This is a genomic window from Agromyces sp. C10, from assembly GCF_023217995.1.
Classification (GTDB): domain Bacteria; phylum Actinomycetota; class Actinomycetes; order Actinomycetales; family Microbacteriaceae; genus Agromyces; species Agromyces indicus.
This window is the reverse complement of sequence record NZ_JALPSX010000004.1, coordinates 213,056-226,574: the sequence shown is the minus strand read 5'-3', so window position 1 is coordinate 226,574 and position 13,519 is coordinate 213,056. Positions and strand designations below refer to the sequence as shown.

Below are 13,519 nucleotides of genomic sequence, written 5' to 3'. Positions count from 1 at the left end.
GCACCGCGCTCCCGTAGCCCAATCGGCAGAGGCAGGCGACTTAAACTCGCCTCAGTCTGGGTTCGAATCCCAGCGGGAGCACCACGAATCGACCCGGTGCGCCCGTCCGTCTCCAACGGCGCCACCGCCGGCCGACGGCTCAGCCCAAGCGGTCGAGGCGCCGCAGGATGAGCCCCTCGCGCAGCGCCCACGGCGACACCTCGAGGGTCTTCGCCTTGAACGCGTGCATCGTCTCGGAGAGGACGATCGCGCCGGCGACGATCTGGAACGTGCGGTCCTCGGTGATCCCGGGCAGCGCCGGTCGCGCGTCGGCGGGGATGCGTGCGAGGCGCGGGATCCAGTCGTCGAGGTGCGAGAGCTTCAGGATGCTGCGCTCCTCCGAGCCGACGCCCTCCTCGGTGCTGCCGGCGAGCTTGGCGAGCGATCGGATGGTCTTCGACGAGCCGACGACGTGGTCGGATGCCGGGATGCCGCCGAACTCGTCCACCGTCGCCTCGAGGAGCCCCCGAGCGTGCTCGCGGAGCCGCTTCACCTGCGCCTCGCTCGGCGGATCGTCCGGCAGGAAGCGGATCGTGCACCGGCCGGCGCCCAGCGGCACCGACTGCGCGGCATCCGGGATCTCATCGCCGCCGTGCGCGATCTCGAGCGAGCCGCCGCCGATGTCGAACAGGAGCACGCGTCCGGCGGACCAGCCGTACCACCGGCGCACGGCGAGAAAGGTGATCCGCGCTTCGTCGGGGCCGCTCAGCACGTCGAGGCGGATGCCGGCGGCGTCCTCGATGCGCTGCAGCACCTCGGGACCGTTGGCGGCCTCGCGGATGGCGGACGTGGCGAACGCGAGCATCTCGTCGATGCCGGCCTCGCGGGCCACCCGCGCGCCCTCGGTCACCGCGGCGAGCAGCGCGTCGACGCCCTCCTCGGTGATCGCGCCGTCGTCGTCGAGGTAGCGCATGAGCCGAAGCACCGACTTGTTCGACGCGGCCGGGATGGGTCGTGCACCGGGATGCGCGTCGACCACGAGCAGGTGCACGGTGTTGGAACCGACGTCGAGGACCCCGAGGCGCATGCTGCGAGCGTAGTGCGTGGTTGGTGTCCCGCGCGCCCCGCAGGCATACTGTGCCCCGTGACCGCCCTCGATCTCGGCCTCCGCGCCGACGCCCCCGACGACGCGGATGGCACGCCCTGGACCCACCCGGAACGGTACTGGCCGGAGCTCGACACCGCGACGGCGGCACTCGCGGCACCGCTGGCGGTGCTCCACCTCGGGGCGCTGCGTCGCAACGCGCGGGACCTCGTGCGTCGTGCGGGCGGCACGCCCATCCGGGTCGCGTCGAAGTCGCTGCGCGTGCGCGGCGTCGTCGAGGCGCTCGAGCAGCTGCCCGGGTACCGGGGCGTGCTCGCGTACACCCTCCCGGAGGCGCTGTGGCTGGTCGGAAGGGGGTCGGCCGATGACGTCGTGGTCGGCTACCCGACCGCGGACCGGGCGGCGATCGCCCGGCTCGCCGGTGATCCCGAGGCCGCGGCGCGGGTGGCGATCATGGTCGACTCGGTCGACCAGCTCGACCTCGTCGACGCCGTGGCGGGTCCGGGGCGCCGCGAACCGATCCGCGTCTGCCTCGAACTCGACGCATCGTGGCGCGCGCCCGTGCTCGGCCACGTCGGCGTGCGCCGGTCGCCGGTCCATTCGGCGGCCGACGCCGAGGCGCTCGCGGCGACGGTCGCGTCCCGGCCCGGCTTCCGCCTCGTCGGGCTCATGGCCTACGAGGCGCAGGTGGCCGGCGTCGCCGATCGGCCGGCCGGCCGGCCGGTCGCGGGCGCGGCGACCCGATGGATGAAGCCGCGCTCGATGGCCGAACTGGTCGAGCGGCGAGCCCTCGCGGTCGCCGCGGTGCGCCGGCACGCCGAACTCGAGTTCGTCAACGGCGGCGGCACGGGCTCGATCGAGGCGACGGCGGCCGATCCGAGCGTGACGGAGGTCGCGGCCGGGTCCGGCCTGTTCGCCGGCCACCTCTTCGACGGGTACGCCGGCTTCGCGCCCGCGCCGGCCGCCGCGTTCGCGCTCGACGTGGTCCGCTCGCCCGGTCCCGAGCACGCGACCCTGCTCGGCGGCGGGTGGATCGCGTCCGGCCCGCCCGGCCGGGACCGGTTGCCGCGCGTGGTGTGGCCCGAGGGCCTGCGGCTGCTTGCGCGCGAGGGCGCCGGCGAGGTGCAGACCCCGGTCACCGGTCGAGGGGCGGGCGCGCTCCGCGCGGGCGACCGCGTCTGGCTGCGTCATGCCAAGTCCGGTGAGCTCGCCGAGCACGTCGAGGCCTACGCGCTCGTCGACGACGGCCGCGTGATCGGCGAGCTTCCCACGTACCGCGGCGAGGGGAAGGTGTTCCTGTGACTGCCACCGGCGCGACCTGGCGGAACTGGGCGCGCACCGAGGCGGTGCGACCGCTGCGGGTCGAGCGGCCCGCGGACGCGGGCGCGGTGCAGCGGGCGGTCCGGGCCGCCGCGGCATCCGGACTGCGGGTGAAGCCCGTCGGCTCGGGGCACAGCTTCACCGGCATCGCGGTCGCGCCCGACGTGCAGCTCGACCTCGCCGACCTCTCGGGGGTGATCGACGCGGACGCCGCGACCGGTCGCGTCACGCTCGGCGCTGGGACGCCGCTGCACCGCCTGCGCGGGCTGCTGGAACCCCACGGGCTCGCGCTGGCGAACATGGGCGACATCGATCGGCAGACCGTCTCGGGAGCGATCTCGACGGGCACGCACGGCACCGGGCTCGGCTTCGGCGGGCTCGCCACGCAGGTGGTCGGGGCGACGCTCGTCACCGGGACCGGTGAACTCCTCCGGGTCGACGAGCGCGAGCGCCCGGACCTGCTCCCGGCCGTGCGACTCGGGCTCGGCGCGCTCGGCGTGCTCGTCGACGTGACCCTCCAGCTCGTGCCGCGCTTCGTCCTCCACGCCGTGGAACGCCCGGAACCGCTGGCCGAGGTGCTCGCCGCCTGGGACGACCGGCTGCGCGACGCCGACCACGTCGAGTTCTACTGGTTCCCGCACACCGAGACCGCGCTCACCAAGACGAACACCCGGCTTCCCGGCGACGCACCGCGGCAGCCGCTCGGTCGCGTGTCGCGCTGGATCGACGACGAACTGCTCGCCAACGGCGTCTACCGGGGGATCTGCGCGCTCGGCCGGGTGGCGCCATCCGTCACGCCGTTCTTCGCACGGCAGGTCGAACGGCTCACGGGCGACCGCGACTTCACCGACCGGTCGCCGGCGGTGTTCACCACCCACCGCAGCGTCCGGTTCGCCGAGATGGAGTACGCGCTGCCGCTCGAGGCGGTCCCGGCCGCGTTCGGCGAGGTGCGCGCGCTGATCGAGCGGCGCGGCTGGCGCATCAGCTTCCCGATCGAGGTGCGGGCCGCGGCGTCCGACGACGTGTGGCTCTCGACCGCGTACGGCCGCGAGACCGGCTACATCGCGGTGCACCGGTACTTCCGGGAGGACCCGCGCGAGTACTTCGGCGCCGTCGAGGCGATCATGCGCGCCCACGACGGGCGGCCGCACTGGGGCAAGCTGCACTCGCTCGACGCCGACGCGCTGCGCGGCGCCTACCCGCGGTTCGACGACTTCCTGCGCGTGCGCGACGAGCTGGACCCCGACCGCCGCTTCGCCAACCCCTACCTCGACCGGGTCCTCGGCGCCTGAGGCGAGCGGATGCCGCGGGCGCGCTGACTCGGAGTCGCATGGGAGTCCGGGCGGGGTCCGGTCCCGCGGCGTAGGATGGCCGTACCCGATCGTCGCCGAAGCTCAGGAGTCCTCGCCATGGAATGGCTGATCCCGCTCATCATCGTCGTCGTCCTGGTGCTGGTGATCGGCATCTACCTGTGGGCCACCTACAACTCGCTCGTCACCCTGAACGTGCGCGTCGATGAGGCGTGGAGCGACATCACGGTGCAGCTGAAGCGACGGGCCGACCTGATCCCGAACCTCATCGAGGCGGTCAAGGGCTACGCCGCGCACGAGAAGGCGGTCTTCGAGAACGTCACGCGCGCCCGCGCCGAGACCCTGCAGGCGCAGAGTCCCGCCGAGGCCGGTGCCGCCGAGAACCACATGCAGCAGGCGCTGAAGTCGATCTTCGCCGTGGCCGAGGCGTACCCGCAGCTGCAGGCGAGCCAGAACTTCCTGCAGCTGCAGTCCGAACTCGTCGACACCGAGGACAAGATCCAGGCGTCGCGCCGGTTCTACAACGGCGGCGTGCGCGAGCTCAACACGAAGATCAAGGTGTTCCCGAACACCCTGTTCGTGCGCAGCCTCGGCTTCCACGAGCGCGAGTTCTTCGAGGTCACCGAGCCGGCGGCCATCGCGGAGCCGCCGCGCGTGCAGTTCTAGCCGATGTACCGAGCGATCGCCCGGAACAAGCGCAACACCGTCTTCACGATCCTGCTGTTCCTCGCCATCGTCGGCGGGCTGGGCTACCTGGCGTCGGTGATCTACGGCGACCTCACCATCGTGGTCATCACGCTCGTGATCGCGACCGCGTACGCGCTCTTCCAGTACTACACGGCCGACCGCCAGGCGCTGTCGATGTCGGGCGCCGTCGAGATCCACGGCGTCCGCGACCACCCGCGGCTGTGGCGCACCGTCGAGAACCTGTCGATCACCACGGGCACGCCGATGCCGCGCGTCTTCGTGATCTCCGACCCCGCGCCGAACGCGTTCGCGACGGGGCGCGACCCGCAGCATGCGGTCGTCGCGGCGACCACCGGACTCCTCGAGCTCATGGACGACTCCGAGCTCGAGGGCGTCATGGCGCACGAGCTCGGCCACGTCCGCAACTACGACATCCGGCTCTCGATGGTCGTGTTCGGCCTCGTCGTGGCGATCGGGTTCATCTCCGACCTGTTCCTGCGCATGGCGTTCTTCGGTCGCAACAACAACGGCAATCCCGTCGTGCTCGTCTTCGGGCTGGTCGCGATGCTCATCGCGCCCCTCGTGGCGAGCCTCGTGCAGCTGGCGGTCTCGCGGCAGCGCGAATACCTGGCGGATGCCACGGGGGCCATGACCACCCGGCATCCCGACGCGCTCGCGCGCGCCCTGCTCAAGCTCGAGGCGCACGGGCGGCCCATGCAGCGCCAGAACACGTCCATGGCCCACCTGTGGATCGCCGATCCGCTGAAGCCGGGCGTCGTCGACCGGCTGTTCGCGACGCACCCGCCGATCCAGGAGCGCGTGCGGCGGCTGCACGAGATGGGGCGGAGCTTCTAGCCGCTCACGCTGCCGCGAGCGCCGAGGCGATCGCGGGGGAGAGGTCGCCCCGGCCGGCGACGACGATCTCGCCGAGGCCCTGCCAGTCCGCGGCGCGGCGCAACTCCGGCACGAGGCGCTCGGCGGTCCCGGCGGGGGCGTGGGGTTCGGCCCACGCCGACTGCACCCGGAGCACGCCCGCCGCCCGGTCGCTCTTGAGGTCGACCCGCGCGACGACGGCGTCGTCGATCACGACGGGCAGGGAGTAGTACCCGAAGCGTCGCTGCGGCTCGGGGGTGTAGATCTCGATGCGGTAGTGGAAGTCGAAGAGGCGCTCGGCCCGCGGCCGGAACCACACCACCGGGTCGAACGGCGAGAGCAGCGCGGCCGCCTCGATCCGGCGGGGTCGCCGGGCGTCGCGGTGCAGCCACGCCGGTGCGGGCCTGGAGCCCGTGGTCCAGCCGGGCACCTCGACGGGCAGGAGCACGCCGGCCTCGACCAGGTCGGCGACGGCGGGACGGACCTGGGCGGACTTCATGCGCCAGTAGTCGGCGAGGTCGGCGGCCGTGGCGATGCCGAGCGCGGATGCCGCCCGCTCGACCAGGGTGCGGACCTGGTCGGCCTCGGCGGGGGCGGCGTCGAGCAGGGCGGGATCGAGGGCCTGCTCGGGGAGTGCGTACACGCGCTCGAAGCGGCGTCGGTCGACGCACACGACCTCGCCCGTGCGGAACATCCACTCGAGGGTGCGCTTCACGTCGGACCACCCCCACCACGGCCCGCGGCGCTCGTTGGCGTCGTGCTCGATCGCGCTCGCGGGCATCGGACCGTTCGCGGCGAGCTCGGCTCGCAGCCAGTCGGCCAGGCGCCGGTTCTCTGAGAGCCATCCGCCCCATTCGGACGTGCCGCTGCGACGGTACTCCTCGCGACGGAACTCGAACATGGGCCACAGCTCGCGGGGGATGAACGCCGCCTGGTGCGCCCAGTACTCGACGAGGCGGCCACGCCGCCCCCAGGCGAGCCGGTCGAGTGCGGCCCGGTCGTATCCGCCGATGCGGCTGAACGCGGGCAGGTAGTGGCTGCGCTCGAACACGTTCACCGAGTCGATCTGGAGCAGGCCGAGCCGATCGACCACGCCACCGAGCGCTCTCGTGCCCGGGGCGGCCGGGATCGGACGGCCGAAGCCCTGGGCGGCGAGTGCGATGCGACGGGCGAGGGCGGGACTGACGACGTCGACCATGGTGCGTCGACCCTACCGGCCGCCTGCGACATACGGCGGAACCCCTCGGGGAGCGGAGCCTAGACTTACCCCATGGCGGATGCCAAGGGGACCTCGCGCGCTCGGCGCGCGATCGCACGCCGCACGTCCGTGCCCGAGACGGCGGCGCAGCCGTCGCGCGACGCGGCCGAGTCCGTGCCGTACGGCATGCGCGTCGCCGCGGCCTGGTCGTGGCGGCTCCTGCTGGTCGGGGGCGTGCTCGCCGTCGTGGTGTTCCTCATCATCCAGCTCCGGTTCGTCATCGTGCCGGTGCTCGTGGCCGTGCTGCTCTCCGCGCTGCTCGTGCCCTTCTCCCAGTTCCTCCAGCGGCACCGGTGGCCGAAGTGGCTCGCGGTGACCGCGGCCATGCTCACCACCCTCGCCGCCGTCGCCGGACTGCTGACGCTCGGCATCTCGCAGATCGTCCGCGGCTCCGGCGACCTCGCCGCGCAGACCGTGATCGCGTGGGAGGACTTCCGCGCGTGGCTGCTCGAGGGGCCGCTGCACATCACGCCGCAGCAGTTCGACGACTGGGTCGACGAGATCGTCACCTCCGCGCAGGAGAACAGCAGCGTCCTCGTCAGCGGCGCGCTGTCGGTCGGGTCCTCGGTCGGTCACTTCCTCGCGGGGCTGCTGCTCGCGCTGTTCGCGACCCTGTTCATCCTCATCGACGGCCGGTTCATCTGGAACTGGATCGTGGGGATCTTCCCGCAGCGCGCCCGCGCGGCGATCGACGGCAGCGGCCGGGTCGGTTGGGCCACGCTGCAGAACTTCGTGAAGGTGCAGATCCTCGTCGCGACGATCGACGCCGTCGGCATCGGGCTCGGCGCGCTGCTGCTCGGCGTCCCGCTCGCGATCCCCATCGCGATCCTCGTGTTCCTCGGCTCGTTCGTCCCGATCGTCGGTGCGGTCGTGACCGGCGCACTCGCCGTGTTCGTGGCCCTCGTCTACAACGGATGGGGCATCGCGCTGGCCATGCTCGGCGTGGTGCTGCTCGTGCAGCAGGTCGAGGGCCACGTGCTCCAGCCGCTCATCATGGGCACGGCGGTGAAGGTCCACCCGCTCGGCGTGGTCATCGCCGTGACCACGGGGTCGCTGCTGGCCGGCATCCCCGGCGCGCTGTTCGCCGTGCCCGTGGCGGCGGTGCTCAACGTGATGATCCTCTACATCGCCGGCGGCACGTGGAAGCAGGCGGAACCGCCGGAACCCACCGAGACGAAGTCGCCGCTGTGGCGCACGGTGCCCCAACGACCCGGATACGGACGGTGACATGAACCACGCCATCGACGCCCGCACGACCGACGCTCCGCCGGTCGCCCCGCCCTCGACCGGCGCCCCCGCCTGGCCGGGCCCCGACCTCGCCGGGTTCGAGGCCGCGCAGCGGATCGTGGCGCACGTCGCCCGGCGCACGCCCATGGAGTCCTCGCGCTACCTCGCCGCGCTCGCCGGGGTGCCGGTGCACCTGAAGTGCGAGAACCTGCAGCGCACGGGCTCGTACAAGCTGCGCGGCGCGTTCAACCGGATGTCGGCGCTCACGGACGACGAGCGCGCGCTCGGCGTCGTCGCCGCGTCCGCGGGCAACCACGCGCAGGGCGTCGCGTACGCGGCGCGCGAGCTCGGCATCCGTGCCACGATCTTCATGCCCGTCGGCGTCGCGCTGCCGAAGCTCGAGGCGACCCGGGCGTACGGCGCCGACGTCGTGCTGCGGGGCGACTCGGTGGGCGAGACGCTCGAGGCCGCGGCACGGTTCGCGGAGGAGACCGGCGCGGTGCTCATCCCGCCGTTCGACCACGCCGACGTGATCGCCGGGCAAGGCACGCTCGGGCTCGAGATCCTCGAGCAGGCCCCGGATGCCACGACGATCGTCGTGCCCATCGGCGGCGGTGGCCTGGCCGCCGGGATCGCGAGCGCCGCCAAGCAGCGGGCTGCCGCGCTCGGGCGCACGGTCCGGGTCATCGGGGTGCAGGCCGAGAACGCCTCGCCGTACCCGCCCTCGCTCGTCGCGGGGGAGCCGACGACCGTGCCGGTCGTGCCGACCATCGCCGACGGCATCGCCGTGTACCGGCCGGGCGAGCTGAACTTCGACATCATCCGTCACGCGGTCGACGAGGTCGTCACCGTCACCGAGGACGACATCGCCCGGGCGCTGCTCGTGCTGCTCGAGCGCGCGAAGCTCGTCGTCGAGCCGGCCGGCGCGGTGGGCGTCGCCGCACTCATGACCGGCGCGGTGCGCCCCGACGGCCCGACGGTGGTCGTGCTCTCGGGCGGCAACATCGACCCGCTCCTGATGCAGCGCGTGATCGCGCACGGGCTGGCGGCATCCGATCGCTACCTCACCCTGCGCATCGGGCTGCCCGACCGACCGGGTCAGCTCGCGCGCATCGCCGAACTCGTCGCACGCGCGAACGCCAACGTCGTCGAGGTGCTCCACACGCGCCACGGCGCCGGCATGCAGATCTCCGAGGTGGCGCTCCAGCTCTCGGTCGAGACGCGCGGTCCGGAGCATCGGGCCGAGGTCGTCGACGTGCTGCGACGCGCCGGCTACGAGCCCGAGGTCATCGAGGAATGAGCGAGGGGCGGATGCCGCGCTGAATGCGCCGCCTCCGCCCCTCGAAGCTCGTGCTCGGGCCTACTGCCCGCCCCAGGTCTCGACCTTGCGGATCTCGACCGGGATCTCGCGCCCGTTGGGCGCCGTGTACGACGTCGACTCGCCGACCTTGAGGCCGAGGATCGCCGCGCCGAGCGGCGACTGCTCGCTGAAGACGTCGAGCTCGGAGTCGCCCGCGATCTCGCGGCTGCCGATGAGGAAGCGCTCCTCGTCGCCGGCGACGACGGCCGTGATGACCGTGCCCGACTCGACGACGCCGCTCGACTGGGGCGCCTCGCCGACCTCGGCGGTGCGCAGCAGCTCGGTGAGCTGGCGGATGCGGGCCTCCTGCTTGCCCTGCTCGTCCTTCGCGGCGTGGTACCCGCCGTTCTCCTTGAGGTCGCCCTCTTCACGTGCGGCCTCGATGCGCTTCGCGATCTCCTCGCGGCCGGTGGTGGAGAGGTGCTCGAGCTCGGCGGCGAGCCGGTCGTAGGCCTCCTGGGTGAGCCAGGTGACGGTTGCCTCCTGCGCCATGGTGCACACTCCCGTGTATAGACGTGACGCCCCGGCGGATGCCGGAGCGAATCTCCTATGTTAGATCAGCCAGCAGGTCGAGACCAAACCCGTGTTGGGCTCGAGCGCGGTGCGCACGGTCTCGGTGAAGGTGCGCAGCGGCCGCTCGGAGGCCGGGATCTCGACGACCTTCCAGCCCACGATGGTGAAGTCCTCGTTGAAGGCCTGCACGATGCACGCGGTCTCGTTGCCCGCCGGCACCGAGAGCCGCCAGGTCACCTCGACGGCGTGGTCGTCGATCAGCCGGTGCCCGAGGTCGGTCGCCTGCACCTGCGGACGGCTGCCGTCGAGACCCGCCCAGACCACCCAGGCGACGAGCACCACGGCGAACGCGAGCGCGGCGCCGCCGAGCAGCCACCGTTCGCGGCGTCGGCGCTCCGGCGTGCGCCCGTAGCGGTCGGCGAGCTGGCTCGCCTCGCCGGGCCCGCGGACCTCGTCGGACGACCGTGCGGCGCCGTCGAGTGCGGCATCCTCGGCCGCCGCATCGATCGCGGCGGCATCGGCGGACTCGCGTGGGGGCACCGCCCGGCTCCTTCCCGGTTCGATCGTCTAGGCTTCAAGCAAGCCTACGCCCCGCCCCTGAAGGGATCCCGATGCCCGTCGCGTCCGCCGTCACCGCGCTGCTCGCCGTCGCCGCGGAGGAGGAGTTCGACCCGAACGACGTGACGCCGGGCGTCGAGGGCTTCGTCATCACCTTCATCGTGATGGCGGTCGTGCTGCTGCTCGTGCTCGACATGGTCCGCCGCATCCGCCGCGTCAACTACCGCGCCGAGGCGCGCGAACGACTCGACGCCGAGGAGCGCGCCGCCGCCGAGGGCGACGGCTCGGGAGCGCCGACGGAGCGACCGGGCGGCGACGCGGCATCCGACCTGCCCCCCTCGAAGCCCGAGTAGCGCCGAGCGGCGCCACCCGGTCTCAGCCGAGGTGGTAGACGGGGTTCAGGGCGATGATCAGCGTCGCGGTCCAGTGGCACATGAACGCGAGCACCGTGCAGACGTGGAAGATCTCGTGGAAGCCGAAGTGGCCGGGCCACGGGTTTGGCCGCTTCATGCCGTAGATGACGGCACCGACCGTGTAGAGCACGCCGCCGACGATGACGAGCACCATCATCGCCACGCTCGCCTCGAGGAGGTCGCCGAGGTACATCACGGCGGCCCAGCCGAGCAGCAGGTACAGCGGCACGTACAGCCAGCGCGGGGCGTGGATCCAGAACACCCGGAACCCGATGCCGAGCAGCGCGCCGCCCCAGACGATCGCGAGCAGGAGCCAGCCCTTGTCCGGCGGCAGGGCGAGGATCGCCAGCGGCGTGTACGTTCCCGCGATCAGCAGGAAGATGTTGGCGTGGTCGACGCGCTTGAGGATCACCTTGGTCCGCGGCGACCAGTCGAATCGGTGGTAGAGGGCCGAGAGGCCGAACAGCAGCATCGAGGTGAGGGTGAACACCGCCGACGCCCACTTCGCCCACGCTCCCTCGGCGAGGACGATGAGCACGATGCCCGCGGCGATGGTGAGCGGGAAGGTGCCGGCGTGGATCCAGCCACGCCAGGTCGGCTTCACGTCGGTCGGGCGTTCGGGCGACGCGTCGATCAGCGGGAGGTTCGGCAGGTCGGGGCCGCGGCGATCGTCGACGGCGACCGCGGCGTCGGCCGGGTCGAGCTGGGACTCGGGGCGCTTGAGGTGCTCGCCGACGTCCTCGGGTTTGCTCGCGGGGGTCATGTCCACAGCGTAGGGGCGCGCGCATCACGGGATGCTGTGAGTGACCGGCTTCGGCGGGGGAGTACCGTAGTCGGGTGCAGACGAGCGATCATCACCTCGGTCGCGGGCTCCTCTACCGGCTCTACCAGAACCGGCTCCGGCGCGAGCTCGACCAGGCAGAACTGCCGCGCCACGTGGCCATGATCATCGACGGCAACCGGCGCTGGGCCAAGCAGCTGGGGTACGAGACCGCCGCGCACGGCCACCGCGCCGGGGCGGCGAAGATGCGCGAGTTCCTCGAGTGGTGCGACGACCTGGGCGTGAAGGTCGTGACCCTGTACCTCCTGTCGAGCGACAACCTCGGCAACCGCACCTCCGGCGAGCTCGAGGACCTCATCGAGATCATCGCCGACCTCGCCGAGGAGCTCAGCCACTACCGCGACTGGCGCGTGCAGCACGTCGGCAGCGACGCGGGCCTGCCCGAGCCCCTGGTGGCGGCCCTCGATGCGGCCGAGCAGCGGACCGCCGGCAAGGCCGGCCTGCACGTGAACCTCGCCGTCGGCTACGGCGGCCGACGCGAGATCACCGACGCGATGCGCTCCATCGTCGCCTCGCACCACGCGGAGGGTCGCAGCCTCGAGGACCTCGCCGAGTCGCTCACCCCCGACCTCATCGGGGAGCACCTCTACACGGGCGGGCAACCCGACCCCGACCTCGTCATCCGCACGTCGGGCGAGCAGCGCCTCAGCGACTTCATGCTCTGGCAGGCGGCGCACAGCGAGTTCTACTTCGTCGAGGCGCTCGGTCCCGACCTCCGGCAGGTCGACTTCCTGCGCGCGCTCCGCGACTACACCAAGCGGCACCGGCGGTTCGGAGGGTGATCATCCCGCCGCGGGCATGTCAGGATATGCCTCGGAGAAGGGGGCGCTGAGCCGAGTGACCATCGACGATTACCTCGCCGGCTTCACCGAGGAGCCCGGGTACCTCGACTACGGCCGGGTCGGCCCGCTCACGCGGGTCGCGGCCGAGGAGACCTACGCCTTCACGCACGTCCTCGAACGTGCGCGCCACGGCAGCCTCGACGCGCTGCGCCAGCAGGACGAACGGCTCCGCGAGGCGGCATCCGCACTCACCGGCTTCACGCCGGACCAGGTCGTCGCCGTGCCGAACACGACCACCGGCCTGATGCACGCGATGTTCGGCCTCACCGGGACCGTGCTCCTCTCGCCCGGCGAGTTCCCCAGCCTCCCGATCGCCGCCGTCCGCGCGCAGGAGGCGCTGCACGCGGTGCATCCCGCGTGGCTCGAGACCGATCACGGGAAGGTCACCCCCGGGCAGATCCGGGCGCAACTCGAGTCCAACGTCGCCGCGGTCGCGGTGAGCCTCGTCGATTCGCGCACGGGCTACCTCTGCGACCTCGAGGGCATCCGCCAGGTGATCGGCGACCGGCTGCTCATCGTCGACGCCATCCAGGGCTTCGGCGTGGTCGACGCGCCCTGGCAGCTCGCCGACGTCGTCGTCACCGGCGGGCAGAAGTGGTGCCGCGCCGGCTGGGGCACCGGGTTCATGGCCGTGTCCGACCGTGCGCGGGAGCAGCTCACCCCCGTCTTCTCCGGCTACACCGGAACCGAGGAGCCCGAGGTGTGGGACGAGGTGCCGCCGCCCGCGTCCACGGCCCGGGCGTTCCGCGTCTCGAACCTCGACCCGTTCGCCTTAGCCCGCTTCGCGGCCGCGATGGAGGAGATCGCCGGGGTCGGCGTCGACGCCGTCAACTCGCGGCTCGCCGAGAACGTGAGCCGGGTGATCGACCTCGCCGACGAGTTCGCGATCCCCGTCTCGTCGTCCCGCGACGAACGCGAGCGCGCGGGCATCGTGGTGCTCGAACCCGAACCCGAGCACATCACCGTGCTGTCGGCGTCGCTGCACAACCACGGCGTCACCGCGACCACGCGGCTCGGCAGCGTGCGCCTGAGCGTCCACGCCGTGCTGTCGGAGGACACCGTCGAGATGCTCCGCGGGGCGTTCGTCTCGTTCAACACCGCCGCGACGTACTGACGCCCGCGGGCGGCATCCGTCGCGCCGTCGACCGGCACGTGAACGGGGGATGTCGCGCCGCGTGTCGCTCACGAGGATGTCGGGCGTCGGACGTACCGTCGAGGCATCGGGCAAGTCGC

The 13,519-nt window shown here is 72.4% G+C and carries 14 protein-coding genes and 1 tRNA gene; 10 read left to right on the top strand and 5 right to left on the bottom strand.

All coding sequences use genetic code 11. The features are described from left to right. The first annotated feature begins 7 nt into the window (after positions 1 to 7). Positions 8 to 84, top strand: a tRNA-Leu gene (locus tag M1L56_RS06285). Positions 85 to 139: 55 nt separating this feature from the next. On the opposite strand, the gene M1L56_RS06280 is transcribed toward M1L56_RS06285, so the two are convergent. After that, positions 140 to 1,066: a Ppx/GppA phosphatase family protein gene (locus M1L56_RS06280; protein ID WP_248598579.1), complete on the bottom strand. Its 927-nt coding sequence runs from the start codon at positions 1,064 to 1,066 to the stop codon at positions 140 to 142. Positions 1,067 to 1,123: 57 nt separating this feature from the next. Between M1L56_RS06280 and M1L56_RS06275 the strand changes: the two genes are divergently transcribed. The 4 genes from M1L56_RS06275 to M1L56_RS06260 all read left to right on the top strand — a co-directional run bounded on the left by M1L56_RS06275 (position 1,124) and on the right by M1L56_RS06260 (position 5,256). After that, positions 1,124 to 2,386, top strand: coding sequence for an alanine racemase (locus tag M1L56_RS06275; RefSeq protein ID WP_248598578.1), 1,263 nt, complete (start codon positions 1,124 to 1,126; stop codon positions 2,384 to 2,386). Continuing rightward, positions 2,383 to 3,696: a D-arabinono-1,4-lactone oxidase gene (locus M1L56_RS06270; RefSeq protein ID WP_248598577.1), complete on the top strand. Its 1,314-nt coding sequence runs from the start codon at positions 2,383 to 2,385 to the stop codon at positions 3,694 to 3,696. Before M1L56_RS06275 ends, M1L56_RS06270 begins: the two co-directional genes overlap by 4 nt. A 117-nt stretch (positions 3,697 to 3,813) precedes the next feature. Next, positions 3,814 to 4,380 (top strand): LemA family protein, encoded by a 567-nt coding sequence (locus tag M1L56_RS06265; RefSeq protein ID WP_248598576.1) that lies wholly within the window; start codon positions 3,814 to 3,816, stop codon positions 4,378 to 4,380. A gap of 3 nt (positions 4,381 to 4,383) precedes the next feature. Further along, positions 4,384 to 5,256, top strand: a complete 873-nt coding sequence (locus tag M1L56_RS06260; protein ID WP_067949974.1) for a M48 family metalloprotease — start codon at positions 4,384 to 4,386, stop codon at positions 5,254 to 5,256. Positions 5,257 to 5,260: 4 nt separating this feature from the next. Here M1L56_RS06260 and M1L56_RS06255 read toward each other — a convergent pair whose 3' ends face one another. Further along, positions 5,261 to 6,472 carry a winged helix-turn-helix domain-containing protein gene (locus M1L56_RS06255; RefSeq protein ID WP_248598575.1) on the bottom strand — a complete coding sequence of 404 codons (1,212 nt, stop codon included), beginning with the start codon at positions 6,470 to 6,472 and terminating at the stop codon, positions 5,261 to 5,263. 72 nt (positions 6,473 to 6,544) lie between these two features. On the opposite strand from M1L56_RS06255, the gene M1L56_RS06250 reads away from it, so the two are divergent. Both M1L56_RS06250 and ilvA read left to right on the top strand, forming a co-directional pair. Next, positions 6,545 to 7,759 (top strand): AI-2E family transporter, encoded by a 1,215-nt coding sequence (locus M1L56_RS06250; RefSeq protein WP_082847281.1) that lies wholly within the window; start codon positions 6,545 to 6,547, stop codon positions 7,757 to 7,759. A 1-nt stretch (position 7,760) separates the two neighbouring features. Then, entirely contained in the window at positions 7,761 to 9,059 is a 1,299-nt protein-coding gene (gene ilvA / locus M1L56_RS06245; RefSeq protein ID WP_082847282.1) for a threonine ammonia-lyase, read from the top strand. 60 nt (positions 9,060 to 9,119) lie between these two features. Here the strand turns inward: ilvA and greA are convergent, their stop codons facing one another. Together greA and M1L56_RS06235 are read right to left on the bottom strand one after the other, a co-directional pair. Then, on the bottom strand, positions 9,120 to 9,611 hold the full coding sequence (greA, locus tag M1L56_RS06240) for a transcription elongation factor GreA (protein WP_067949979.1): 492 nt from the start codon (positions 9,609 to 9,611) through the stop codon (positions 9,120 to 9,122). A 60-nt stretch (positions 9,612 to 9,671) separates the two neighbouring features. Next, positions 9,672 to 10,172: a DUF4307 domain-containing protein gene (locus M1L56_RS06235; protein WP_067949980.1), complete on the bottom strand. Its 501-nt coding sequence runs from the start codon at positions 10,170 to 10,172 to the stop codon at positions 9,672 to 9,674. Between the two features lie 71 nt (positions 10,173 to 10,243). On the opposite strand from M1L56_RS06235, the gene M1L56_RS06230 reads away from it, so the two are divergent. Continuing rightward, the gene (locus tag M1L56_RS06230; protein WP_248598574.1) at positions 10,244 to 10,543 is read left to right on the top strand and encodes a hypothetical protein; all 300 of its coding nucleotides are present in this window, start codon (positions 10,244 to 10,246) and stop codon (positions 10,541 to 10,543) included. Positions 10,544 to 10,565: 22 nt separating this feature from the next. Here the strand turns inward: M1L56_RS06230 and M1L56_RS06225 are convergent, their stop codons facing one another. Beyond that, on the bottom strand, positions 10,566 to 11,366 hold the full coding sequence (locus M1L56_RS06225; protein ID WP_248598573.1) for a hemolysin III family protein: 801 nt from the start codon (positions 11,364 to 11,366) through the stop codon (positions 10,566 to 10,568). A gap of 74 nt (positions 11,367 to 11,440) precedes the next feature. On the opposite strand from M1L56_RS06225, the gene M1L56_RS06220 reads away from it, so the two are divergent. Next, entirely contained in the window at positions 11,441 to 12,226 is a 786-nt protein-coding gene (locus tag M1L56_RS06220; protein WP_067949985.1) for an isoprenyl transferase, read from the top strand. A 55-nt stretch (positions 12,227 to 12,281) separates the two neighbouring features. Beyond that, a complete protein-coding gene (locus tag M1L56_RS06215; RefSeq protein ID WP_248598572.1) occupies positions 12,282 to 13,400 on the top strand; it encodes an aminotransferase class V-fold PLP-dependent enzyme in 1,119 nt (372 codons plus the stop codon). Positions 13,401 to 13,519: the final 119 nt, after the last annotated feature.